This window comes from Sinorhizobium medicae (assembly GCF_007827695.1).
Lineage (GTDB): Bacteria > Pseudomonadota > Alphaproteobacteria > Rhizobiales > Rhizobiaceae > Sinorhizobium > Sinorhizobium medicae.
In genome coordinates this window covers 415,753-437,460 of record NZ_VITA01000001.1, presented here as the reverse complement: position 1 = coordinate 437,460, position 21,708 = coordinate 415,753, and the positions used below count along the sequence as shown (strand labels likewise).

The following is a 21,708-nucleotide window of genomic DNA, read 5'->3' as shown; positions in this document are numbered from 1 at the left end:
AAGGAGGTATCCCCCGAAATGAAGAAAAACGTTCTCATCATCGGCGCCGGTGGCGTGGCACAGGTCGTGGCGCACAAATGCGCCCAGAACAGCGATGTATTGGGAGATATTCATATCGCGTCGCGCACGGTCGAGAAGTGCCGCGCAATCGTCGAGTCCGTGCGGGAAAAGAAAAGCCTGAAGACCGAGGTGAGGCTCGAGGCACATGCGCTCGACGCCCTCGACGTCGAGGCGACGAAAGCGCTCATCGCGAGCACCGGCTCAAAGATCGTGATCAATGTCGGTTCGGCTTTCGTCAACATGTCAGTGCTTCGCGCCTGCATGGACACCGGTGTGGCATATATGGACACGGCGATCCACGAGGAGCCGAACAAAATCTGCGAAACGCCGCCGTGGTACGGTAATTACGAGTGGAAGCGCGCAGCGGAGTGCAAGGAGAAGGGCATTACCGCCATTCTCGGCGTCGGCTTCGACCCGGGCGTCGTCAACGCCTATGCGCGCCTTGCCAGGGACGATTATTTCGACAAGGTCACCACCATCGATATCGTCGACATCAACGCCGGCAATCATGGCAAATATTTCGCCACCAATTTCGATCCGGAGATCAATTTCCGTGAATTTACCGGCGTCGTCTATTCCTGGCAGAAGGGCGCCTGGCAGACGAACCGCATGTTCGAAATCGGCAAGGAGTTCGACCTGCCCGTCGTCGGCAAGCGCAAGGCCTATATGACCGGCCATGACGAGATCCACTCGCTGTCGAAGAACATGGACGGCGCCGATGTGCGCTTCTGGATGGGGTTCGGCGACCACTACATCAACGTCTTTACCGTCCTGAAAAATCTCGGACTCCTTTCCGAGCAGCCGGTGAAAACGGCTGAAGGGCTCGAGGTCGTCCCGCTCAAGGTCGTCAAGGCCGTGCTGCCTGATCCGGCGTCGCTTGCCCCGGGCTACGAAGGCAAGACCTGCATCGGCGACTTCGTCAAGGGCTTCAAGGATGGAAAAGAGCGCGAAGTGTTCATCTACAACGTCGCCGATCACAAGCAGGCCTTCGAAGAAGTGGGTTCGCAGGGCATCTCCTACACCGCCGGCGTCCCGCCGGTTGCGGCCGCAATGCTGATCGCCAGCGGCGAATGGGATGTAAAGCAGATGGCGAACGTCGAAGAACTGCCGCCGCGGCCCTTCCTCGACCTCTTGAACCGCATTGGTCTGCCCACACGCATCAAGGATGCCGAGGGTGACCGGCCGCTCAGCTTTTCGTGAACATGTGGCCGCCGTACAATCGGCCCGCATTCTCCGCCGGGAGCGGAGAAAAACACCCACTCTGAATTGTGGCGGGTCCCCTGCGGGGCCCGTCACTGCCGAGAGGCGGATACGCAAAGATCGGCTTTTGCCGAATAATCATACTTCTTCCTGAGAAAACCTTTTCCCATATTGACTTCGCGTGTGAGAAAAGGTTTTCTCATCCCTGGTTCTCTCGGGAGGAGGCGAAACTGAGCTCTCAGCGCGGCAAGGGTCATCGCGTCACCATTCACGATCTGGCGAGGGTCGCCGGCGTGAGTGTTTCGACCGTGTCGAAGGCACTCAACGACAATGGCCGCATGGCCGCCGACACGCGCGAGCGGATCAAGACTCTTGCCGCGCAGATCGGCTTTCGTCCGAATGCGCTGGCGAAAGGGTTGCTCAGCAACCGGAGCTTCACCGTCGGTCTTCTGACGAACGATACCTATGGGCGCTTCACGCTTCCGGTCATGGCCGGAATATCCGAGGCGCTTGTGGATCATGGCGTGTCGGTCTTTCTTTGCGCCATCGAGGATGACCCGGCCCTGGGAAAAATCCATGTTGACGCCATGCTGGACAAGCAGGTGGACGGCATCATCGCGACGGGCAAGCGGGTCGACAGGTCTCTCCCGGTCGACCTCGCTGGCCTGCCGGTGCCGGTCGTCTACGCCTTCACCAAGGGCGAGCCGGGCAGCGTGACGCTGACGTCGGATGACCGGCACGGAGCGACGCTTGCCACCGAGTGGCTGAAGGAGCTTGGCCGCCAGCGGCTTGTCCATATCACCGGCCCGCGGGAATTCGTATCCGCTGTGGAGCGCGCCGAGGCGTTCCGTACCGTGGCTGGCAACGGCGCGCCGGTGCTGCACGGCGTCTGGTCGGAGGCCTGGGGCCACGAAGCGATCGACAGGATCTGGAAAGAGGGCGGCGAAAGGCCCGACGGCATCTTTTGCGGCAACGACCAGATCGCCCGCGGCGTGGCCGATGCGCTGCGCGAGCGCGGCGCCCGGGTGCCGGGGGATGTCTCGGTCATAGGTTTCGACAATTGGGAGATCATGGCGGCACAGACACGGCCGCCGCTGACGACCATCGACACGAACCTGAAGGAACTTGGGCGCGAAGCGGGCCTGATGGTGCTTGCGCTTGCGGAGGGGCGGGCGATCGAACCCGGTCTGCGCAGGTTGCCCTGCAAACTGGTCATAAGGGACTCCTGCGGAGGCGGGCGCCAGCAGAACTGATTGAGGAGATGGGGCTCACTCCAAGGTGGCCCCGCATTTGGGAGGAATGCGAAATGTTCACGAAACTTATGGCGGCAACGGCCCTCATTTCGGCCAGCATGATCTCGGTCGCCTCGGCCGAGACGATCAGCATGTGGGTGCGCTCGGGTATAGGCGACTCGTTCAAGGAAGTCGTGAAGGCCTACAACGCAGCGCACGAGAACAAGGTGGAACTCACTGAGGTGCCCTTTGCCGAGCTCGTGCAGAAATATGCCACGGCGATCGCCGGCGGGCAGGCACCCGACGCGCTGTCCCTCGACCTGATCTACACGCCGGCCTTTGCAGCTGCCGGCCAGCTGGAAGACCTCACCGACTGGGCGAAGGCGCTACCCTATTTCAACTCGCTGTCGCCATCGCACGTCAAGCTCGGCACCTATGAGGACAAGATCTACGGCCTGCCGCTGACGGTCGAGACCTCGATTTTCGCCTGGAACAAGGACCTCTACAAGAAGGCCGGCCTCGATCCTGAAAAAGCGCCGGCCACCTGGGAGGAGATCACTGCCAACGCCGAGAAAATCCGTGGGCTCGGCGGCGATACATATGGCTTCTATTTCTCCGGCGGCGGCTGCGGCGGCTGCATGATATTCACCTTCACGCCCCTGACCTGGGGTGCGGGTGCGGATATCCTTTCGGCCGACGGCAAGACGGCGACGCTCGACACGCCCCAGATGCGCAAGGCCGTCGACATTTACCGCAACATGATCGCGAAGGATCTGGTGCCGGCAGGTGCTGCAAGCGACAACGGGGTGAATTTCCTGAGCTTCACCAATGGCAAGATCGGCCAGCAAAGCCTCGGCGCCTTCGCGATCGGCACACTGGTGACGCAGCATCCGGAGATTGATTTCGGCGTGACGCTGATCCCGGGCGTCGACGGCAAGCCGTCCTCCTTTGCCGGCGGGGACAATTTCGTCGTTACCAAGGGCACGCCGAAGCTCGCGGACGTCAAGGAATTCCTTGAATACACCTATTCGCCCGAAGGCCAGAAGATCATGGCGAAGTATGGCAGCCTGCCGACTCGCGGCGACATCGCCAATGAGGTGCTCGAGGGCCTCGACCCGCGCCTGAAGGTCGGTCTCGACGCGATCGCCGTCGCCAAGACGCCCTACACGCTGCAGTTCAACGATCTGATCAACAGCGCAAACGGCCCATGGGCGACCTTCACCAATGCCGCGATCTACGGCGACGACGTCGACGGTGCCTTCGCGGATGCGCAAGCAGAGATGCAGTCGATCATCGACGCGGGGCAGTAAGACCTAGCGGACATGGCGCGGCGTGGCAAACCCACGATGCTGCTCTGCAGTCCGCTCCCGCTCAAGCTTCCGGAAGGGCAGACGCCCTTCCGACACCGTCCAGAATTCCTAGAAAAGCGCATCCATGATGACGTCAAGTCTCACATCGACCACGCGCCGGAGCCGCCTGAAGCGGAAATCCGGGTGGCGCGGGCTCGTCTATATCGCGCCGGCCATGGGGCTGGTCACGATCTTCTTCGTGTTGCCAGTGCTCTTCACGCTGTGGATGAGCCTTCACAAATGGCCGCTGCTCGGTGAGCCGGCCTGGATCGGTCTGCGCAACTACACGCGGATGTTCACCGATGCGCGTTTCTTCAATGCACTCGGTTTCACTGCCCACTACACCCTAATCGTCACCATAGCGATTTTCGCGGTCGCCTTTCCGCTGGCGCTTTTCGTGGAGAAACAGAGACCACTGGTCTCGCTCTACCGCACCATAGTCTTTCTGCCTGTCGTGGTGGGGTTGGCTTCCGCCTCGCTGCTCTGGGTCTGGCTTGCCAATGTCGACAGCGGGCTCTTCGCGCCTCTCTTCGACATGCTGGGTCTGACCGCCGGTCGGATCAACCTGCTCGCCAAGTTCGACACCGCCTTCATGACGATTATCGTGATGGTGGTCTGGAAAATCGCCGGCTTCACCATGATCATCCTGCTGACCGGACTGCAGGCGATCCCGACGGAGCTGACAGAGGCCGCCCGTATCGATGGCGCCGGCGGCTGGCAGCGCTTCCGACATCTGACGCTGCCCCTGATGCGCCGGACCATGGCGCTGGCGCTCATCCTTTCGGTGACCGGCTCGATCCTCGCTTTCGATCAGTTCTACATCATGACGAGCGGCGGTCCGCAGAACAAAATGATTTCCGTCGTCTATTACATCTTCAACCAGTCCTTCGTGTCCTTCAATCTCGGCTACGGTGCGGCGCTTTCGATCGCGCTCCTCCTGATCCTGGTGACGCTCAGCGTGGTCCAGCTTTGGCTGCTAAAGGTGGGGGACGAACGCCCATGAGGATACGCCGTGAAATCCGCGCTCGAAAGGCGCTCCGGGACAGGATCGCCTATCACGGTATCGGCATAGGCGCGGCGTTCTTCTTCCTGGCGCCCTTTGCCGTTTCTTTTCTCGCCTCCTTCCGGCCGAACAGCGAGTCCGGAAGGCCGCCGCTGCCACCATGGCCCCTCTCCGGACTGAGCTTCGATGCCTATCGCGCACTCGACAGCTTCGGTAGCGGAATCTGGCAGCACATGTTCAACTCGCTCGTCGTGTCGATCGGGACCGTCGTCCTGACCGTAGCGGTCAGCGTGCTCGCCGGATACGGATTCTCCCGCTACCGTTTTCCCTTCAAAAATGCGCTGTTCGTGCTGATCATCGCAACGCTGATGATCCCGTTCCAGTCGATCCTGACGCCGCTCTTCATTATCCTGGCGCGGCTGGGATTAAACAATTCGCTCCTTGGCCTGATGCTCGTCTATGTGACGCTGCAGCTTCCCTTCTCCGTCTTCATGATGCGCAACGCCTTCGATGCCGTGCCCAAGGAAATCGAGGAGGCGGCGCGCATCGACGGCGCGCGCGACCTGAGACTGCTCGTCAGGGTGCTGCTGCCGCTCGTGATGCCGGGGATTGCGACCGTGTCGATCTTCGCCTTCCTCAATGCCTGGAACGAGTTCTTCGCGGCGCTGGTGCTTCTTTCGAGCAACGACAATTACACGCTGCCGGTGTTGATGACCGCGGTGCGCGCCGGCCGCCTCGGCGCGATCAACTGGGGCGCGGTGGAGGCCGGCGTCGCGGTGATGGTCGTGCCCTGCCTTTTCGTCTTCCTTCTTCTGCAACGCTATTACATGCGCGGGCTTATGGCCGGCGCGGTGAAATGATCCGAGAGAAAGCGAACCATGACAAAGACCGTGAAAGACCGCCAGTTCCGACCAGTTTCCGTTCCCGACGTCGAGCTCGGCGGATTTTGGGGGAAATGGCAGGATGCCGTCTGCCAATCCACCGCCGAAACCCTGCTCGACCGGTGCGTCGAGGCGGGCATGCTGAAGGCGATCGACGTCAGTCAGCCGAGCCCCGGAATCGTCATTCCGATCCAGCCATGGGGAGGCACTACGCAGATGTTCTGGGATTCCGACCTCGGCAAGTCGATCGAGACGATCGCCTATTCGCTCTACCGGCGCCCCAACCCGGAACTCGAGGCCCGCGCCGACCGGATCATCGACATGTACGAGGAGCTGCAGGACGAGGACGGCTATCTGAATGCCTGGTTCCAGCGCGTCCAGCCCCACCGCCGCTGGACGAACTTGCGCGATCACCACGAACTCTACTGCGCCGGCCATCTCATCGAAGCGGCCGTCGCTTACTATCAGGCGACCGGCAAGCGCAAGCTACTCGATATCATGTGCCGCTTTGCCGACTACATGATTACGGTTTTCGGGCGCGGAGAAGGCCAGATCCCCGGCTATTGTGGCCATGAGGAGATTGAGTTGGCGCTCGTCAGGCTTGCCCGCGTCACGGGAAAGAAGAAGTATCTCGACCTTTCGAAATTCTTTATCGACGAGCGAGGCACCGAGCCGCATTTCTTTACCGAAGAAGCGAAACGCGACGGCCGCGATCCGGAGAATTTCATCCAGAAGACCTATGAATACGGTCAGGCGCACCAACCGGTGCGCGACCAGAAGAAGGTCGTCGGCCACGCGGTACGCGCGATGTATCTCTATTCCGGCATGGCCGACATTGCGACGGAGTACAAGGATGACAGTCTGACGGCGGCGCTGGAAACGCTGTGGGACGACCTCGTCACGAAGCAGATGTACGTCACGGGCGGCATCGGTCCCGCCGCCTCGAACGAGGGCTTCACGGACTATTACGATCTGCCCAACGACACCGCCTATGCCGAGACCTGCGCCTCCGTCGGCCTCGTTTTCTGGGCGAGCCGCATGCTCGGCCGCGGACCGGACCGGCGCTATGCCGACATCATGGAGCAGGCGCTCTATAACGGTGCGCTGCCCGGTCTTTCGATCGACGGCAAGACCTTCTTCTATGACAACCCGCTCGAAAGCACCGGTCGGCACCATCGCTGGAAGTGGCATCATTGCCCCTGCTGCCCTCCGAACATCGCGCGGCTCGTGACCTCCATCGGTTCCTACATGTATGCGGTTGCAGAAGATGAGATCGCCGTTCATCTCTATGGTGAAAGCGCTGCGCGGCTGAAACTCGCGAATGGCGCCGAGGTCGAGCTCAGGCAAGCGACCAATTATCCCTGGGACGGCGCGATCGCCTTCACGGCAAGGCTCGACCGTCCGGCCCGGTTCGCGCTGTCCCTGCGCATCCCGGAATGGGCGGCAGGAGCGACGCTCAGCGTCAACGGTTCGATGCTCGATCTGTCGGCCCATCTCGCCGACGGTTATGCGCGCATCGAACGCGAATGGTCGGACGGTGACCGCGTGGCGCTCTATCTGCCGCTCACGCTTCGCCCGCAATATGCCAATCCGAAGGTCCGGCAGGACGTCGGTCGCGTGGCTTTGATGCGCGGTCCCCTCGTTTATTGTGCCGAGGCGGCGGACAACGGCGGGGATCTGAACGCGATCGTGCTCCCCCGCGAACTTCCGTCTGCCGAGACGGTGGTCATGGAGGAACTGAACGGCGCCGTCGCCGTCGACCTGGCGGTCGAGCGTGAAGAGACCGAGAATTGGGGCAAAGCGCTTTACCGCGAGGAACCGGCTGCGCGTGTGCCTCACAAGGCGCGCTTCGTGCCCTATCATCTCTGGGACAACAGGGCGCCGGGCGAGATGCTCGTCTGGGTGCAGTCAGACAGATAGGCGATAGCGAGGATGGCGAACGGCATCGGCAATAAGAGCGTCGTGCTCGGCGATATACGCAAGAGCTACGGCAACCTGGAGGTCATCCACGGGATCGACCTGACGATCGAGGAAGGCGATTTCGTCGTCTTCGTCGGCCCGTCCGGCTGCGGGAAATCGACCCTGCTGCGGATGATCGCTGGGCTCGAGGAGGTGACGGAGGGAGAGATCGCAATCAAGGGCAGGGACGTGACAGACCTCGACCCTTCCGAGCGCGGCATCGCGATGGTCTTCCAGTCCTACGCGCTCTACCCGCATATGAGCGTTCGCGAAAATCTCGGCTTCGGACTCAAGATGGCTCGGACGGATCCGGCCGATATCGAGCGCCGCGTCGCGCAGGTCTCGGCGATCCTAAAGATCGATCCCCTGCTTGACCGAAGGCCGGGCCAACTTTCGGGCGGGCAGCGCCAGCGCGTGGCGATCGGCCGGGCGATCGTGCGCAAGCCGGATGTGTTTCTGTTCGACGAGCCGCTTTCCAACCTCGATGCCGAGCTGCGTGTTTCGATGCGCATCGAGATCGCACGGCTCCACCGCGAACTCGGCAATACCATGATTTACGTCACCCACGATCAGACGGAGGCGATGACGCTCGCCGACCAGATCGTCGTTCTGCGTGACGGCCGGATCGAGCAGACCGGCAGTCCCCGCGAGGTTTACGAGGATCCCGCCAACATGTTCGTTGCGGGTTTCATCGGTTCGCCGCGCATGAATTTCCTTGAGGCCGAATGGCAGGGAGACGGAACCGTCCACATCGGCAGCGCAGCGCTTCGGGCTCCGATCGATGGCAGCAGTCTGGCTCCGGGGGATCGCCTGAGGCTCGGGATGAGGCCGGAGCACCTCACGGTCTGCGAACCCGGCGCGGAGCGGATTGCCGCCCAGGTCGAATTCTCGGAATATCTCGGCGGCACGCGCTATCTCTATTGCCAACTTGAGGACGGTCAAAGCCTTGTCGTCGAACAACGCGAAGGGCCGGACTGGCAGGTGGGGGAGAGGGTATCGTTTTCCGTGCCAGAGGACAGAAGACGGTTCTTTGCCGGGGACGGCCGACGTTTGCGTTAGAGCAGCGGAGGAGGGAGCCCGGCCGCTGGATGATGGGGCTTGAGTGAGGCGGCGGCTTCGTCGATTTGCGGCTTGCCCCTCACCCTAACCCGCTCTCCGCAAGCGGGAGAGGGGACTTCGGCGGCGCGGCATATCCCTTCTCCCCGCTTGCGGGGGGAAGGTTCCGGCAGCGGGATGAGGGGCAGTTGTCGCAGCGTGACCGGCAATCTCCGAATGGTTGCCCGGAGCGCGGACACCTCTCACCCCAACAAGTGATGCCTGGCCGCGGTCGTGACCTCGCGCGTCAGCTCCGCCAGGCGGTCGGCGGCAAGTCGGTTCATCTGCCAATAGAGCGGAACGTCCAAAGGCGTTTCCGGGATCAGTTCCACCAGCCGCCCGGAGCTGAGGTGCTCGCGCACGAGTGGTGCCGGATTCATGCCCCATCCCATGCCGGAAAGGCTGGCCTCGATGAAACCCGGGGTCGAGGGCAGCCAATGCGTCGGAGGATTGGCGTCTTCCTCGAACACCTGACGGATCCACCGGCCCTGGAGCCTGTCCTTCTGATTGAAGGTCAAGGCGGGCGCTCTGCCGATGGAATTTGCGGTGACACCCTGCGGAAAATGGCGGGCGACGAAATCGGGGCTCGCAGTGGCGTGATAGCGCAGCGCGCCGAGGAAAAGCCGGCGGCAGCCCTGAACCGGCTTTTCCAGGCTGGTGACCGCGGCGACCACACGCCCGCGCCGGAGCCATTCGGCGGTATGGTCCTCGTCGTCGATCGCAATGTTGAGCAGGTAGGGAGAGTGCCTGGCGAAGCTCGACATTGCCGTCAGGAACCATGTTCCGAGACTGTCGGCATTCGTCGCGATGTGCAGAGTTACTCTTGGTTCGGGATCCGTCGGATCGAGGAGATCGGGCAGATGCTGGAACAGCTCGGCTTCAAGCATGCCGACATTCTCCATGTGCCGGCAGAGCCACTCTCCTTTCTCGGTCGCGGTGCAGGGATTGCCTCTCGCAATCAGCACCACGCCTAGACGTTCCTCAAGCTGCTTCACCCGCTGCGATACGGCCGAAGGCGTCACGTTGAGAAGGCCGGCAGCCTTTTCGAAGCTGCCGGTCTGAACGACCGCCGAGACGGCGCGGAGAGCGGAGTAGTCGAGCATGGATTAGCTGTGCTTAATCGTGATTAGTAACATTAACTAGCCTGAATTCACCAGACGCGGTAGCGGAAAGGCTCGGCGTTGGGAGCGATATGACATGAATATTCCGGTTTTCGGCACAGGGCTCGTGACGGGTCTCAGCCTGATCGTTGCGATCGGCGCGCAGAATGCGTTTGTGCTGCGCCAGGGCCTGCGCAACGAACATGTATTCGCCGTCTGCCTGATTTGTGGATTGTCGGATGCCTTGCTGATCACGCTGGGTGTGACAAGTTTTCGCCAGATCGCAGCATTGCTGCCCTGGCTCGATCCGATCATGCGCTACGGAGGCGCGGCGTTCCTGATCTGGTACGGTGCGAAAAGCCTCTATTCCGCGCTCCGCTCATCGGAAGCACTTGCGGTACAGGAGGGGGCGGGTTTTGCGAGCGTCAGGACGGTCCTTTTGACCTGCCTTGCCTTGACCTGGCTCAACCCGCATGTCTACCTCGACACGGTCGTGCTGCTTGGTACCATCTCGACCCGGTTTCCGGGATACGAGGCGTCGTTTGCGGCGGGCGCCGTGACCGGCTCGCTCCTGTTCTTCTTTTCTCTCGGCTACGGCGCGACCTGGCTGCGGCCGATCTTCTCGAAGCCGGCGTCCTGGCGAATTCTGGAAACTTTCATCACGCTAACCATGTGGTTGATCGCTTTTAATCTGCTGAGAGATCTGTAGGATTCGACCGCGGTCGCCTTGCGCGCTACGCTCCAAGCGAGCTTTCTTGACAACAGACGACATGAACGGGTCCTCAGAGTGTCCGCACAATTTCACCATCTCCTGATCGTCTATGCAGCCTATGTGATCGCAGCCGGAAGTCCCGGTCCCAGCAACATGCAAATCATGGCCGTGGCGATGCATAGCGGACGACGCGCGGCCCTGATACTCGCTGCCGGCGTCGTCAGCGGTTCGTTCTTCTGGGGCGCGATGGCTGCGACCGGCGTCTCGGCAGTCCTGACCCGCTATGCGGAAGCGCTGATCGTTCTGAAAATCTTCGGTGGCCTGTATCTCCTCTATCTCGCCTTCAAGGCCGGAAAATCCGCGCTTGCTTCCGACCCGCAAACTGCTTCGGATAGCAGCCGCAATGGGGCCGTCGCGACGGCCGCGGAGCTCTATCGGCGCGGACTGCTCATGCATCTCAGCAACCCGAAATCGATCCTTGCCTGGATCGCCCTGGTGACGCTCGGACTTGGCCCGGGCTCGTCGTGGCACACGCTTGGCGCGATCCTCGGCGGTTGCGCGGTCTTGAGCGTCACGATCTTCTGCGGTTATGCGCTCGTCTTTTCGACGGCGCCCATGGTGCGACTCTATCGTCGCGCAAGGCGCTGGATCGAGGGCGTATTGGCGCTGTTTTTCGGCTTTGCCGGTCTCCGGCTGCTGCTGTTGCGCATATAGAGGTGATAAGGGAAGCTGTGTAGTGAAACGCTCTGATAGTGGGATGCTATGACGTTGTTTGCCGGCCTTTCGGCCTTTTCCATAACCCCAGCGGATGCCTCGGGGCATGTCGACACGGCCGCGCTCGCACGGCTTTTCGAACGCATTTCTGCGGCCGGTGCCGATTCGATCGGCCTCCTCGGGAGCACGGGCGGCTACGCCTTTCTTTCGCGGCGTGAGCGACAGCGCGCCGTTGAGGTGGCGATCGAGTGCGTCGACGGCAGGATACCCGTCATTGTCGGCGTCGGCGCCCTCAGAACCGACGAGGCACATGCACTCGCGCGCGATGCAAGAATGGCCGGAGCGAGCGGGCTTCTATTGGCCCCCATGTCCTATACTCCCCTGACGGATGAGGAGGTTTTCCAGCATATTTCCGCTGTCGCGGAAGCGGGCCAGCTGCCCCTTTGCATTTATAACAATCCGAGCACGACCCGCTTCACCTTCACCGACGATCTGATCGTCCGTCTGGCGAGGGTCCCGAACATTGCCGCCGTGAAGATGCCGCTTCCCGCGCAAGGCGATGTCGCGGGTGAGCTCGCGCGCATGCGTTCGCGCATCCCCGAAGGCTTTTCTATCGGTTACAGTGGCGATTGGGGCGCTGCCGACGCGTTGCTCGCGGGTTGTGACGCCTGGTACAGCGTCGTCGCAGGTCTCATGCCTGCAGAAGCCGTTGCTCTCACGCGCGCGGCTCGAGCCGGCGATCTTGCCGAGGCCCGTCGCCTCGATCGGGCCTTCCAGCCCTTGTGGAACCTGTTTAAGGAATTCGGCAGCTTCCGTGTCATGTACGCCATGGCCGACCTGTTGGGCCTTGTCGGAGTCGACCCGCCGCGCCCGATCCTTCCCCTGGGGAAGACCGACATGGCGAGGGTGAAGGATGCTCTCACCCGCATCGCGCTCTGACGCATCGTGATTCAGGGTCTGCTCTCGCCAGCGAACGTAGAGGCCTCGGCCGGGTCGGCGCCACGATAATGACTCGGCGGCTGGCCGATCACGCGCTTGAAGGCGCGGCTGAAGGAGGCTTCCGAATCATAGCCGAGGCGACGTGCCACGACCGAGATACGCATGCGGTCGCGGGTCAGCCACTGACGTGCCTGGTGCATACGCACTTGCGCAAGGTAGCGGGCCGGCGTCTCGCCGACCACGCTGGCGAATTGCTGAGCGAAGCCGGAACGCGAGGCGCCCATCAGCCTGGCGAGGGAGTCGACGGTCCAGGCCTTTTCCGGGTCGAGGTGCATGGCCGCGATGACCCGGCCGAGGCCGGGGTGGCGGACCGCCGCCACCCAGCCGCTGGTATTGCCGCATCCGTGTTCAACCCAGGAACGGATGATGAGGGCCGCGAGCACGTCGGCGAGCCGCGCCAGGACACCGCCGGAACCGACGCGGCTGGCGCCGACTTCCCGCGCCATGGCGTCGAGCATGTGCGGGATAGCCGGCTCGCTGGCGGTCAGTGCGTTGATTCGCATCACGTCCGGCATCATGCGCAGCAGGGGATGCATGGAATCCATGTTGAACCTGAGGCTGCCGCAGAAAAGAATGGTGGTCTCGCCGCGCCCGCCGCCGCAGACATTGTAGACGCAATGGCATACTTCCTGGACCGAATAGGCATCGAGGGCAGAGAGCTTTTCACCCGGCATGCTTGCCAGCGCGTGCCCGCCACCGCGCGGCAGGAGCACGGCATCGCCGCGCTTCAGCTCGATCCAGTCCCCGTCGGCGACGCGCAGCCAGCAATCTCCGCAGATGAAATGGAAGCGCGCCGTCTCCTGCGCCGGAAATGAGATCCCCCAGGGTGCCGTCAATTCGCAGCGGACGTAATCCACCCCGTCGAGACGGAGCCCGCGCAACAGCTCGGTCAGAAAATCCTCAGAAGCGGGAGAGGAGGTTTTGGACGAATGGTCAAGCATTGCGGAATATCTAGCATGGAATGTCCAGGGCGTCACGCCCTATCTAAGCCGGACCCCATCATGGAGACCGCTCTTATGACAGATACAGCGACTACCCTGGATGCCGCGCTCATACCGGAAACCAACGAGCGGATCGATCCGGCCTGGGCCGGTGTCGGCTCACTTGCGCTCGGCGTGTTCGGCCTCGTAACCGCAGAATTCCTCCCCGTCAGCATCCTCACCCCGATGGCGGCCGATCTCGGCATCAGCACCGGCACGGCCGGCCAGGCGGTCACGGCTACCGCCGTCGTCGGCGCGGTCGCGGGACTGACCGTTGCCATCGCCACGCGCCGGTTCGACCGCCGGCTCGTGCTTTGGGGGTTTACTCTCGCGCTGATTGTTTCCAGTCTCATCGCAGCTTTTGCGACCAACCTGGCAATGCTCCTTACCGCACGGGTCATTCTTGGCGTTGGGCTCGGCGGCTTCTGGTCGATGATGGCGGCAATCGCCTTGCGTCTCGTGCCGATGTCTCTCGTGCCGCGCGCTATGTCGATCGTCTTCACCGGGGTCTCGGTGGCAACGGTCTGTGCCGCGCCGATCGGCGCTTACATCGGCGATCTCTGGGGTTGGCGCGCCGCATTTCTGATGGCCGCGACAGTCGGCGCCGTGACGCTGATCGTGCAGATGGTCAGCATACCCCGGCTGCCGCCGCAATCCGCCCCGAGTTTGAAGCTTCTGTTCGATCTCCTGGGCAGGCCGAGCATCCGTATCGGGATCATCACGGTTCTGCTATTCGTCTCGGGTCACTTTGCCGGTTTCACCTATGTGCGTCCGTTCCTGGAGAAAGTGCCGGAATTCGGTATCGAGGCGATCTCGCTGATCCTGCTCGCCTACGGCATAGGCGGCTTCTTCGGCAACATCGCCGGCGGGCTCATCATCGAACGCAGCATCACGGCGGCCGTTGGTCTCGCAACGCTGCTTATCGCGGCCATGGCATTTCTCCTTGTGACCTTCGGTTCGCTGGATGTCGTTTCGGCCACGGCGGTAACCATCTGGGGCTTTGCCTTCGGAGCCTTGCCGGTCGCCGTCCAGACCTGGATGGTGCGCGCCGCTCCCGAACATGCGGAAAGCACAGGCGGCCTCATCGTCGCGACATTCCAGGTCGGCATCGCCAGCGGCGCCGTGCTCGGCGGGCTCTTCGTGGACGCTTTCGGCCCGCTCGGCGCCATCACCTACTGCGCCGCCGCGACATTTGCCAGCGCGCTTTATGTCGCGACTTCCCGGCGGAGCATCGGTGTTTGAAGCGGAGCATTTAAAGCGGGGCGTTTCCGTGGCTGCACTCAGGCGGTCGCGCGAACTGGTGACGGAAGCTTCATCTCATCACCACTTCGGGCCCGAAGAGCAGCCCTATGATTGCTGCACATGGAGGCTTGCGGGAGCGGAAGGCGTGGACGAAGTTCATCTGTTTATAGGTTCCTGCCAGCCTGAGGGGCGATCCGGTAGTGTGGCAGGTGCAGCTTACTTCAAAAGATTGTGATTGCAGCCTTAACAAGAAAAAAACCGAGCTGTTTACCTCCGCCTGTCTGTTCTTTGGATCCACTCCCTCGTCCGTGCTTCCGGATCGGCGTTCAGCGTGATGTCGGTCACCACGGCGGCACTGTCGGCACCATGGGCGAAAACGCCTTCGATACGCTCGGGGTTGAGGCCGCCGATCGCGACAAGCGGCAGGCGGCCCATCCGGTCGCGCCAGGTCGAAAGCCGCTCCAGGCCCTGCGGCGCCCATTTCATTTTCTTGAGGATGGTCGGGTAGATCGGCCCGAGCGCAATATAGTCGGGCCCGGCCGCGAGCGCCGTTTCCAGTTCCGCTTCATCATGGGTGCTGAGGCCCAGCTTGAGCCCGGCCGTGCGGATTGCGCCGAGATCGGCGTCCGCCAGGTCCTCCTGGCCCAGATGGACGAAGTCGCAACCTTCCTCGATCGCGAGTCTCCAATAGTCGTTGACGATGAGCTGGCAGGCATGGGCGGAGCAGACCGCCTTGGCCAGGCGGATCTGACTGCGAATATCGTCCGCGCCGAGATCCTTGACGCGGAGCTGCACCAGCTTGACGCCGAGCGGTACCAGGCGTTCGATCCAGGCGGCACTGTTGACGATGAGATAGAAGGGGTCGAGCTTCACGAGAAAACCGCCTTTCCGATAACGGGTGTTGAGGGAACGGCCATGTCGCGGGGCTCCAGCATGCCGGCGCCATGGGCGGCGTATCCTGCATCGATAGCCATGGCGAAGGCTTCCGCCATCGCGGCGGGATCGGCAGCCCCTGCAACGGCCGTGTTGAGCAGGACCGCGTCGTAACCGAGTTCCATGACGGTCGTCGCGTGCGAAGGGCGGCCGATGCCGGCGTCGACGATCAGCGGCACGTCGGGAAATTCCGCCCGCATGGCACGCAGGCCCTGCATGTTCTGCGGCCCCATGGCGCTGCCGATCGGCGCGCACCAGGGCATCAGTACCTTGCAACCCGCCTCGAGCAGCCGTTCGGCGACGACGAGGTCGTCCGTGGTATAGGGGAAGACCTCGAAGCCTTCTCCGGTGAGGATGCGCGCGCCTTCGACGAGACCGAAGACATCGGGCTGCAAGGTATCCTGGTGGCCGATCACTTCGAGCTTGATCCAGTCCGTCTCAAAAACGTCGCGCGCCATTTTCGCGGTCAGGACAGCCTCGGCGACCGAATGGCAGCCGGCCGTGTTGGGCAGCACACGCACGCCGAGTTCGCGGATAAGCTCGAAGAAGGCGCCGCCCTGACGCCCGCCTGCCGTCTCGCGGCGAAGCGACACCGTGACGACATCCGTGCGTGACCGCCGCACCGCTTCGGCAAGCACGGCCGGAGAGGAATAGCGGGCGGTGCCGAGCAGGAGCCGCGACCGAATTTCGGTTCCATAGAACAGCGGCACGTTCAACCTCCCTGCATCGGCGACAGGACTTCTATCCGGTCGCTGTCCTGCAGCCGGCGGTCGGCCCGCTCGGCTTTCTGGACAAGCTCGCCGTTCACGGCGGTCGCCAGCCAGTCGCCCTCGAATTCAAGCTGCTGCAGCAGTTCGGCGAGTGTGCCGGCCTGGACCTCATGTTCTTCGCCATTGATCGTCAGTTTCATAGAACATCTCCTCTGGGTATCTCCTCGCCAAGGGCCAGCGCCGCCACATCCCCCGCCATGGCCGGTGACAGGAGGAATCCGTGGCGATAGAGGCCGTTGACGGTAATCGTGCTCTCGCGGCGCACGGCACGCGGCAGGTTGTCGGCAAAAGCCGGTCGCACGCCGGTGCCCGTCTCCACAAGGCGGGCCTCGGCAAAAGCAGGATGGATCGCATAGGCGGCGTTCAGCAGCTCCATCAGTGATCGGGTGGTGATCGGACCGGCATCGTCGCTCTCGATCATCGTTGCCCCGCACATGAAGAGACCGCCATTGCGCGGGACGATATAGAGCGGAATCCGAGGATGCAGCATGCGCACCGGGCGAGAGAGTGAAACCTCGTCGGTCTCAAGATAAAGCATCTCGCCTCGCACGCCCCGCAGCCCGTCGATCCCGCCTATCCTTGCCGCACCGGTGCAGTCGACGGTGAGCACGGCCCCGCGACCGTCCGGCTCTTCCGCCACGAAGGTGACGCCGCGCGCCGCCAGTCTTTGTCGCAGCGCCGAGAGCGCCCGGCGTGGATCGAGGTGTGCCTCGTCCGGAAAGAACAGCGCCTGCCGGAAGCGGCCGGCGAGCGCCGGTTCCAGTGCCTCGATCTCCTCCGCGTTAAGCCAGCGAAAGCCGGAGGTGCGGGCCGCGAAGCGCCTGAGTTCGGCTCCGTCGCGCGGTTGGGCGACGACGAGCGTGCCGTTGCGATGGACGGAACCGGCAGGAAGGGCGGCTTCCCACCAGTCGGCGGCGCCGATGCCGCGCGTCAGGACGGCCTCCTCGGCGCTTTCCCGTTCGCACCACGGCGCCAGCATGCCGCCCGCATACCAGGACGCGGCCCGTCCAAAGCCCTCGGCATTTTCGATGACGGTTACCTCGGCGCCGCGCGCCAGAAGTTCATGTGCGGCGGTGAGGCCGGCAACGCCGGCCCCCCTGATCAGGACGCGCATCTCATTCTCCAGTGGGCGCATCGCTCCCATCGACCGGCATATAGAGGTCGCCGCCGTCGCGGTATTTCGCTGCCATCGCCTCAAGGCCCTCCTTCTGCGCCTCGGCACGGATGTCGTGGGAAATCCGCATCGAACAGAATTTCGGACCGCACATGGAGCAGAAATGCGCGACCTTGTGCGCCTCCTTCGGCAGCGTTTCGTCATGGAAGTTCCGCGCCGTCTCCGGGTCGAGCGAAAGATTGAACTGATCCTCCCAGCGGAACTCGAAGCGGGCGCGCGACAGTGCATCGTCACGGATGCGCGCGGCCGGATGCCCCTTGGCGAGATCGGCGGCATGCGCGGCGATCTTGTAGGTGATGACGCCCATCTTGACGTCGTTGCGGTCGGGAAGGCCCAGATGCTCCTTCGGCGTCACGTAGCAGAGCATCGCGGTGCCGAACCAGCCGATCATCGCCGCGCCGATGCCGGAGGTGATGTGGTCGTAGCCCGGCGCGATATCGGTGGTCAGCGGCCCCAGCGTGTAGAAAGGCGCTTCGCCGCAGACGGCAAGCTGCTTGTCCATGTTCTCCTTGATCTTGTGCATCGGCACGTGGCCGGGGCCTTCGATCATCACCTGGCAATCCCTGGCCCAGGCGATCTGCGTCAACTCGCCGAGCGTTTCGAGTTCGGCGAACTGCGCCCGGTCGTTGGCGTCGGCGATAGAACCGGGCCGCAGACCGTCGCCCAGCGAAAAGGAAACGTCATAGGCGCGGCAGATGTCGCAGATCTCCTCGAAATGCTCGTAGAGGAAGCTCTCCTGGTGGTGATGCAGACACCACTTGGCCATGATCGATCCGCCGCGCGAGACGATGCCGGTGACTCGATCGACGGTGAGCGGGATATAGTGGAGCCTGACGCCGGCATGAATGGTGAAATAGTCTACGCCCTGTTCCGCCTGTTCGATCAGCGTGTCGCGGAAGACCTCCCAGGAAAGGTCCTCGGCAATGCCGTTCACCTTTTCCAGTGCCTGGTAAAGCGGTACCGTGCCGATCGGCACCGGCGAATTGCGGATGATCCATTCGCGGATATTGTGGATGTTGCGGCCGGTGGAAAGGTCCATGACCGTATCGGCGCCCCAGCGGGTCGCCCATACCATCTTCTCGACTTCCTCGGCCATCGAGGAAGTCACGGCGGAATTGCCGATATTCGCGTTGATCTTCACCAGAAAGTTGCGGCCGATGATCATCGGCTCCGACTCCGGATGGTTGATGTTGGCCGGAATGATGGCCCGGCCGGCGGCCACCTCCTGGCGGACGAATTCCGGTGTGACGAAATCGGGGACCGATGCACCGAAGCTCTCGCCATCGCGCGTGAGTACCTCCTTCGCGGCTTTGCGGCCGAGATTTTCGCGGATGGCGATGAACTCCATTTCCGGTGTGATGATGCCGGCGCGGGCATAGGCGATCTGGGTGACCGCTTGTCCCGGTTTGGCGCGAAGCGGCTGATTGCGCACCGGGAATTCCGGCGTGAGGCGCTCGCCGCTCGCAAAGCCGTTATCTTCCGCCTTGACCGCTCGGCCCTCGTAGATTTCCACATCGCCGCGCTTCAGGATCCAGTCGTGGCGCAGACGCGGCAGACCTGCGTCGATGCGGATATCGGCATTCTCAAGCGTGTAGGGTCCGGAGGCGTCGTATACGGTCACCGGCGGTTCGCCCGAGGTCGGATGCAGGGTGATCTCGCGCATCGGCACGCGGATGTCGGGATGGATATCGCCCGGCCTGTAGACCTTTCGGGACGCGGGGAGCGGCCCTTGGGTGACCGAAGGGGTCGCGCCGAGAGGCTTGAATAGATTCATAATGAGGCTCCAAAGTTTTCGCGTTGGAGACCCAGTTCTGAAGCCGGAATGATGGAAAGACGCATTGCCGACGGATCGCGGGACTACGGGATCCTGGCTGTCGCACGTCTGCACCGTCCCTACGCCAGTATGAACTGGATCAGGTTCAACGGGTCACTGCGCGCTCTAGCAGTATCTCAGCCCCTTGCCGGGACCCCCCTGGTGAATGGCGTAATTAGGGACGGTAATCGACGCGGCGTCAAGATGGTTTCTGATGCCCGGCCACGATCGGATGGCGAGTAAGGGAGAAGTCAAAGGAAAACCATGCGCATACCTCCCGTCATGCTTGCAAGCGGAGCGCTTTGCCTCTAACCACGCGCCACGAACATCAGGCGTCGTAAGGCGCGTAACGAAGGGGCGAAAATCGTGGGGCAGGCGGAGACCAGAACCGGGAAAAGGGCGGCGCTTTGGGCCGCCGTCGCGTTGATTGCAATCGCAGCCGCGGGCATGACCGGCTACAAGATCGTCGCCGAAAGGACCATGAGCGGGATGATCGCCGAAAGGGGCGGCAAGGTTGGCAATGTCGAAGCGGATTTTCTGGGGCGCATTCATCTGCGCGACGTGAAGCTGCCTCTCAAGGACGGGTTCGAAGTTCATATCGCCGCGATTGATGGGCGACCGGAGATCTTCTTCCTGAAAGGCATGCTCGAAGTAGCAGGGCTCCAACTCAAGACGAAGCTGGGCAGCGTCGAAGTCCCGCAGGCGACCGTGGAGGAGGCAAATCTCGGCTATGGCACGATGACGGAGATCTTCGGCGGGCGCGGCGATCTGCCGTTGTCGAAGCGAATAGAGCTTTTTGCGGCGCGGCGCGTCGTTGCTCCGGAGATCCTCGTCACCCAGACCGTCGGCGGGAGCGAGCAGAAGCTCGTCTACAGGAACGTGGTGTCGGAAGGCATCGCCGATGGGCGCGTGTCCCGCTTTTCGGCGGAAGGCGCCAGCTTCGAGTTCGGCGTGGACGGCAACGGCGGAGAGGCCGGCGGGAAGAAGCGCCTGACCGGCTCCCTTGGACCGATGACCGTGCAGGATATGGATGCGGCCTACCTGGCGCGGCTATATACCGATAAGGCCGGCCCGCAGGACAAGGAGGCAAAGCCGGTTTACGGACCGAGCTCGGTCAAGGACATCGTGTTTTCGGACGGCGAGGCGCGCTTCGGCTACGCCGAGATTCGCAGCAGTGGTATCAGCATGGCCATGACGGACCAACCGCTGCTCGAGACGCTGAATGCGTTGAGCGCGGTTTCTGCGCCCGATGAATTGCCTCCTGCGGAGCGCCAGGCCTATTTCACCCGGATTCTGTCGATCATCGACATGACGAAAAAGGCCGACATCGAAATGCTCGGCCTGAACATGGAGGTGCCGGCGAAGGACGGCGACAAAGGCAAGAAGATCAAGTTTGCCACGGATCGCCTCGCCATTCAGTTGGATGGCCAGACGCTTGACGCCACATTGAACGGCCTCTCGATGGCGGAAGGTGAGAGCCATTTCAAAATCTCCGAAGCGGCCCTTTCCGGCTTTTCCTGGAGCCCCACTTTCAAAGCTCTGGAACAGATGGTGGCCCTTGACGAGCAGCAGCTTGAGAGCTTCCCTTTCACGACCCTGTTGCCCGAATTCGGCACGGTAAGGCTGGCGGGCATTGATGCCGACCTGCCGGGTTCAGTGGAGAACGGCGAAACATCGCCTTCGACTGCGGAGCGCGTCCGCTTCTCACTCAAGGAATATGAAGCGGCGCTCACCAAGCCGCGCAACGGTATACCCACCGACATCCGCGTCAGCTACCAGGATCTGACCGTTCCGGTCCCCGCGAACATCGAGGAAAAGACGCTGGCCGAGCTTCGCAAGCTGGGCATCGACGAACTGGTTCTTTCTTCCAGTCTCGAAGCGGCCTGGGACGAGGCGCAGCAGACACTCGTCATCAAGGAGATCTCCACGAGCTTAAAAGACCTTGCCGGCTTTTCCTTCTCCGGCGTGATGGGGGGCGTGAGCGGCGATTTCTTTTCGGGTGACGAGGCGAAGATGCGCGTGGCGCTCTTTGGCCTCACCGCACGGGAGGCGGAGCTTGAGATCGAGGACAAGGGCCTCGCCGCCAAGGGACTGAAGGCCTATGCCGAACAAAACGGCATGACGGAGGATCAGGCGCGTGGCATGCTGACGATGACGTCGTCGGTGGTCTTGCAGCAATTCGCGGACGAGGAGCCTCGGTTGCAGGACGTGGTGGACGCGGTTTCGAAGTTCATCGCCAAACCGGGGACATTCACCCTGACGGTCAAGTCCAAATCGCCAAGCGGCCTGGGGGCGCTGGAACTCGCGGTCGCTTCGCAAAATCCGCTCCTGCTCCTCGATAGGGTCGATATCGAGGCCGTGGCGGAATAGATCACGATGCTTTTGGGTCGGATCGCCCTAAAAACATGAACGTGATCAATTCCAAAGAGCTGAAACGCGGGATGCGGGCGGAAAACCGCACACAGTTTTCCTCATCCCGCTCCAGGCGCCGC

At 62.5% G+C, this 21,708-nt stretch carries 19 protein-coding genes and 1 riboswitch; of the genes, 12 read left to right on the top strand and 7 right to left on the bottom strand.

Going from position 1 to position 21,708, the window contains the following annotated elements:
- Positions 1–18: 18 nt before the first annotated feature.
- From FB009_RS02205 to FB009_RS02175, 7 genes are all read left to right on the top strand, one after another.
- Positions 19–1,260, top strand: coding sequence for a saccharopine dehydrogenase family protein (locus FB009_RS02205; protein ID WP_018210050.1), 1,242 nt, complete (start codon positions 19–21; stop codon positions 1,258–1,260).
- A gap of 275 nt (positions 1,261–1,535) precedes the next feature.
- A complete protein-coding gene (locus FB009_RS02200; protein ID WP_234890004.1) occupies positions 1,536–2,513 on the top strand; it encodes a LacI family DNA-binding transcriptional regulator in 978 nt (325 codons plus the stop codon).
- 53 nt (positions 2,514–2,566) lie between these two features.
- A complete protein-coding gene (locus FB009_RS02195) occupies positions 2,567–3,802 on the top strand; it encodes an ABC transporter substrate-binding protein (RefSeq protein WP_024311045.1) in 1,236 nt (411 codons plus the stop codon).
- Positions 3,803–3,926: 124 nt separating this feature from the next.
- Positions 3,927–4,844, top strand: a complete 918-nt coding sequence (locus FB009_RS02190; RefSeq protein WP_018012542.1) for a carbohydrate ABC transporter permease — start codon at positions 3,927–3,929, stop codon at positions 4,842–4,844.
- Positions 4,841–5,704 carry a carbohydrate ABC transporter permease gene (locus FB009_RS02185; protein WP_024311044.1) on the top strand — a complete coding sequence of 288 codons (864 nt, stop codon included), beginning with the start codon at positions 4,841–4,843 and terminating at the stop codon, positions 5,702–5,704. Before FB009_RS02190 ends, FB009_RS02185 begins: the two co-directional genes overlap by 4 nt.
- An 18-nt stretch (positions 5,705–5,722) precedes the next feature.
- Positions 5,723–7,645, top strand: a complete 1,923-nt coding sequence (locus tag FB009_RS02180; protein ID WP_018210047.1) for a glycoside hydrolase family 127 protein — start codon at positions 5,723–5,725, stop codon at positions 7,643–7,645.
- Between the two features lie 12 nt (positions 7,646–7,657).
- A complete protein-coding gene (locus tag FB009_RS02175) occupies positions 7,658–8,743 on the top strand; it encodes an ABC transporter ATP-binding protein (RefSeq protein WP_018210046.1) in 1,086 nt (361 codons plus the stop codon).
- Positions 8,744–8,982: 239 nt separating this feature from the next.
- Here FB009_RS02175 and FB009_RS02170 read toward each other — a convergent pair whose 3' ends face one another.
- Positions 8,983–9,882, bottom strand: coding sequence for a LysR family transcriptional regulator ArgP (locus FB009_RS02170; protein ID WP_018012545.1), 900 nt, complete (start codon positions 9,880–9,882; stop codon positions 8,983–8,985).
- A 94-nt stretch (positions 9,883–9,976) separates the two neighbouring features.
- Here FB009_RS02170 and FB009_RS02165 point away from each other — a divergent pair, with 94 nt between their 5' ends.
- The 3 genes from FB009_RS02165 (at position 9,977) to FB009_RS02155 (ending at position 12,244) form a co-directional block, all read left to right on the top strand.
- Positions 9,977–10,588, top strand: coding sequence for a LysE/ArgO family amino acid transporter (locus tag FB009_RS02165; RefSeq protein ID WP_018012546.1), 612 nt, complete (start codon positions 9,977–9,979; stop codon positions 10,586–10,588).
- 78 nt (positions 10,589–10,666) lie between these two features.
- Entirely contained in the window at positions 10,667–11,305 is a 639-nt protein-coding gene (locus FB009_RS02160; RefSeq protein ID WP_024311042.1) for a LysE family translocator, read from the top strand.
- A 48-nt stretch (positions 11,306–11,353) separates the two neighbouring features.
- The gene (locus FB009_RS02155; RefSeq protein WP_101804685.1) at positions 11,354–12,244 is read left to right on the top strand and encodes a dihydrodipicolinate synthase family protein; all 891 of its coding nucleotides are present in this window, start codon (positions 11,354–11,356) and stop codon (positions 12,242–12,244) included.
- A gap of 11 nt (positions 12,245–12,255) precedes the next feature.
- Here FB009_RS02155 and FB009_RS02150 read toward each other — a convergent pair whose 3' ends face one another.
- Entirely contained in the window at positions 12,256–13,245 is a 990-nt protein-coding gene (locus tag FB009_RS02150; protein ID WP_018210042.1) for an AraC family transcriptional regulator, read from the bottom strand.
- Positions 13,246–13,320: 75 nt separating this feature from the next.
- Here FB009_RS02150 and FB009_RS02145 point away from each other — a divergent pair, with 75 nt between their 5' ends.
- The gene (locus tag FB009_RS02145) at positions 13,321–14,526 is read left to right on the top strand and encodes an MFS transporter (protein WP_024311040.1); all 1,206 of its coding nucleotides are present in this window, start codon (positions 13,321–13,323) and stop codon (positions 14,524–14,526) included.
- A 267-nt stretch (positions 14,527–14,793) separates the two neighbouring features.
- On the opposite strand, the gene FB009_RS02140 is transcribed toward FB009_RS02145, so the two are convergent.
- From FB009_RS02140 to thiC, 5 genes are read right to left on the bottom strand one after another with little or no spacing between them, the layout of a single operon-like run.
- Positions 14,794–15,399: a thiamine phosphate synthase gene (locus FB009_RS02140; protein ID WP_101795492.1), complete on the bottom strand. Its 606-nt coding sequence runs from the start codon at positions 15,397–15,399 to the stop codon at positions 14,794–14,796.
- Positions 15,396–16,169, bottom strand: a complete 774-nt coding sequence (locus FB009_RS02135) for a thiazole synthase (protein WP_020487360.1) — start codon at positions 16,167–16,169, stop codon at positions 15,396–15,398. The genes FB009_RS02140 and FB009_RS02135 overlap by 4 nt, the downstream gene beginning before the upstream one ends.
- Before the next feature lie 2 nt (positions 16,170–16,171).
- Positions 16,172–16,369 carry a sulfur carrier protein ThiS gene (gene thiS / locus FB009_RS02130; RefSeq protein WP_018012553.1) on the bottom strand — a complete coding sequence of 66 codons (198 nt, stop codon included), beginning with the start codon at positions 16,367–16,369 and terminating at the stop codon, positions 16,172–16,174.
- A complete protein-coding gene (gene thiO / locus FB009_RS02125; RefSeq protein WP_024311038.1) occupies positions 16,366–17,343 on the bottom strand; it encodes a glycine oxidase ThiO in 978 nt (325 codons plus the stop codon). Before thiO ends, thiS begins: the two co-directional genes overlap by 4 nt.
- A 1-nt stretch (position 17,344) precedes the next feature.
- Entirely contained in the window at positions 17,345–19,177 is a 1,833-nt protein-coding gene (thiC, locus tag FB009_RS02120; protein ID WP_018210039.1) for a phosphomethylpyrimidine synthase ThiC, read from the bottom strand.
- Between the two features lie 98 nt (positions 19,178–19,275).
- Positions 19,276–19,387, bottom strand: a riboswitch (TPP riboswitch).
- A 195-nt stretch (positions 19,388–19,582) separates the two neighbouring features.
- On the opposite strand from thiC, the gene FB009_RS02115 reads away from it, so the two are divergent.
- Positions 19,583–21,586 carry a hypothetical protein gene (locus FB009_RS02115; protein WP_024311036.1) on the top strand — a complete coding sequence of 668 codons (2,004 nt, stop codon included), beginning with the start codon at positions 19,583–19,585 and terminating at the stop codon, positions 21,584–21,586.
- Positions 21,587–21,708 lie beyond the last annotated feature (122 nt).

Coding starts and splice junctions, on each gene's coding strand:
- FB009_RS02205 (WP_018210050.1), top strand. CDS start 19: ATGAAGAAAAACGTTCTCATCATCGGCGCCGGTGGCGTGGCACAGGTC.
- FB009_RS02195 (WP_024311045.1), top strand. CDS start 2,567: ATGTTCACGAAACTTATGGCGGCAACGGCCCTCATTTCGGCCAGCATG.
- FB009_RS02190 (WP_018012542.1), top strand. CDS start 3,927: ATGATGACGTCAAGTCTCACATCGACCACGCGCCGGAGCCGCCTGAAG.
- FB009_RS02185 (WP_024311044.1), top strand. CDS start 4,841: ATGAGGATACGCCGTGAAATCCGCGCTCGAAAGGCGCTCCGGGACAGG.
- FB009_RS02180 (WP_018210047.1), top strand. CDS start 5,723: ATGACAAAGACCGTGAAAGACCGCCAGTTCCGACCAGTTTCCGTTCCC.
- FB009_RS02175 (WP_018210046.1), top strand. CDS start 7,658: ATGGCGAACGGCATCGGCAATAAGAGCGTCGTGCTCGGCGATATACGC.
- FB009_RS02170 (WP_018012545.1), bottom strand. CDS start 9,882: ATGCTCGACTACTCCGCTCTCCGCGCCGTCTCGGCGGTCGTTCAGACC.
- FB009_RS02165 (WP_018012546.1), top strand. CDS start 9,977: ATGAATATTCCGGTTTTCGGCACAGGGCTCGTGACGGGTCTCAGCCTG.
- FB009_RS02155 (WP_101804685.1), top strand. CDS start 11,354: ATGACGTTGTTTGCCGGCCTTTCGGCCTTTTCCATAACCCCAGCGGAT.
- FB009_RS02150 (WP_018210042.1), bottom strand. CDS start 13,245: ATGCTTGACCATTCGTCCAAAACCTCCTCTCCCGCTTCTGAGGATTTT.
- FB009_RS02145 (WP_024311040.1), top strand. CDS start 13,321: ATGACAGATACAGCGACTACCCTGGATGCCGCGCTCATACCGGAAACC.
- thiS (WP_018012553.1), bottom strand. CDS start 16,369: ATGAAACTGACGATCAATGGCGAAGAACATGAGGTCCAGGCCGGCACA.
- thiO (WP_024311038.1), bottom strand. CDS start 17,343: ATGCGCGTCCTGATCAGGGGGGCCGGCGTTGCCGGCCTCACCGCCGCA.
- thiC (WP_018210039.1), bottom strand. CDS start 19,177: ATGAATCTATTCAAGCCTCTCGGCGCGACCCCTTCGGTCACCCAAGGG.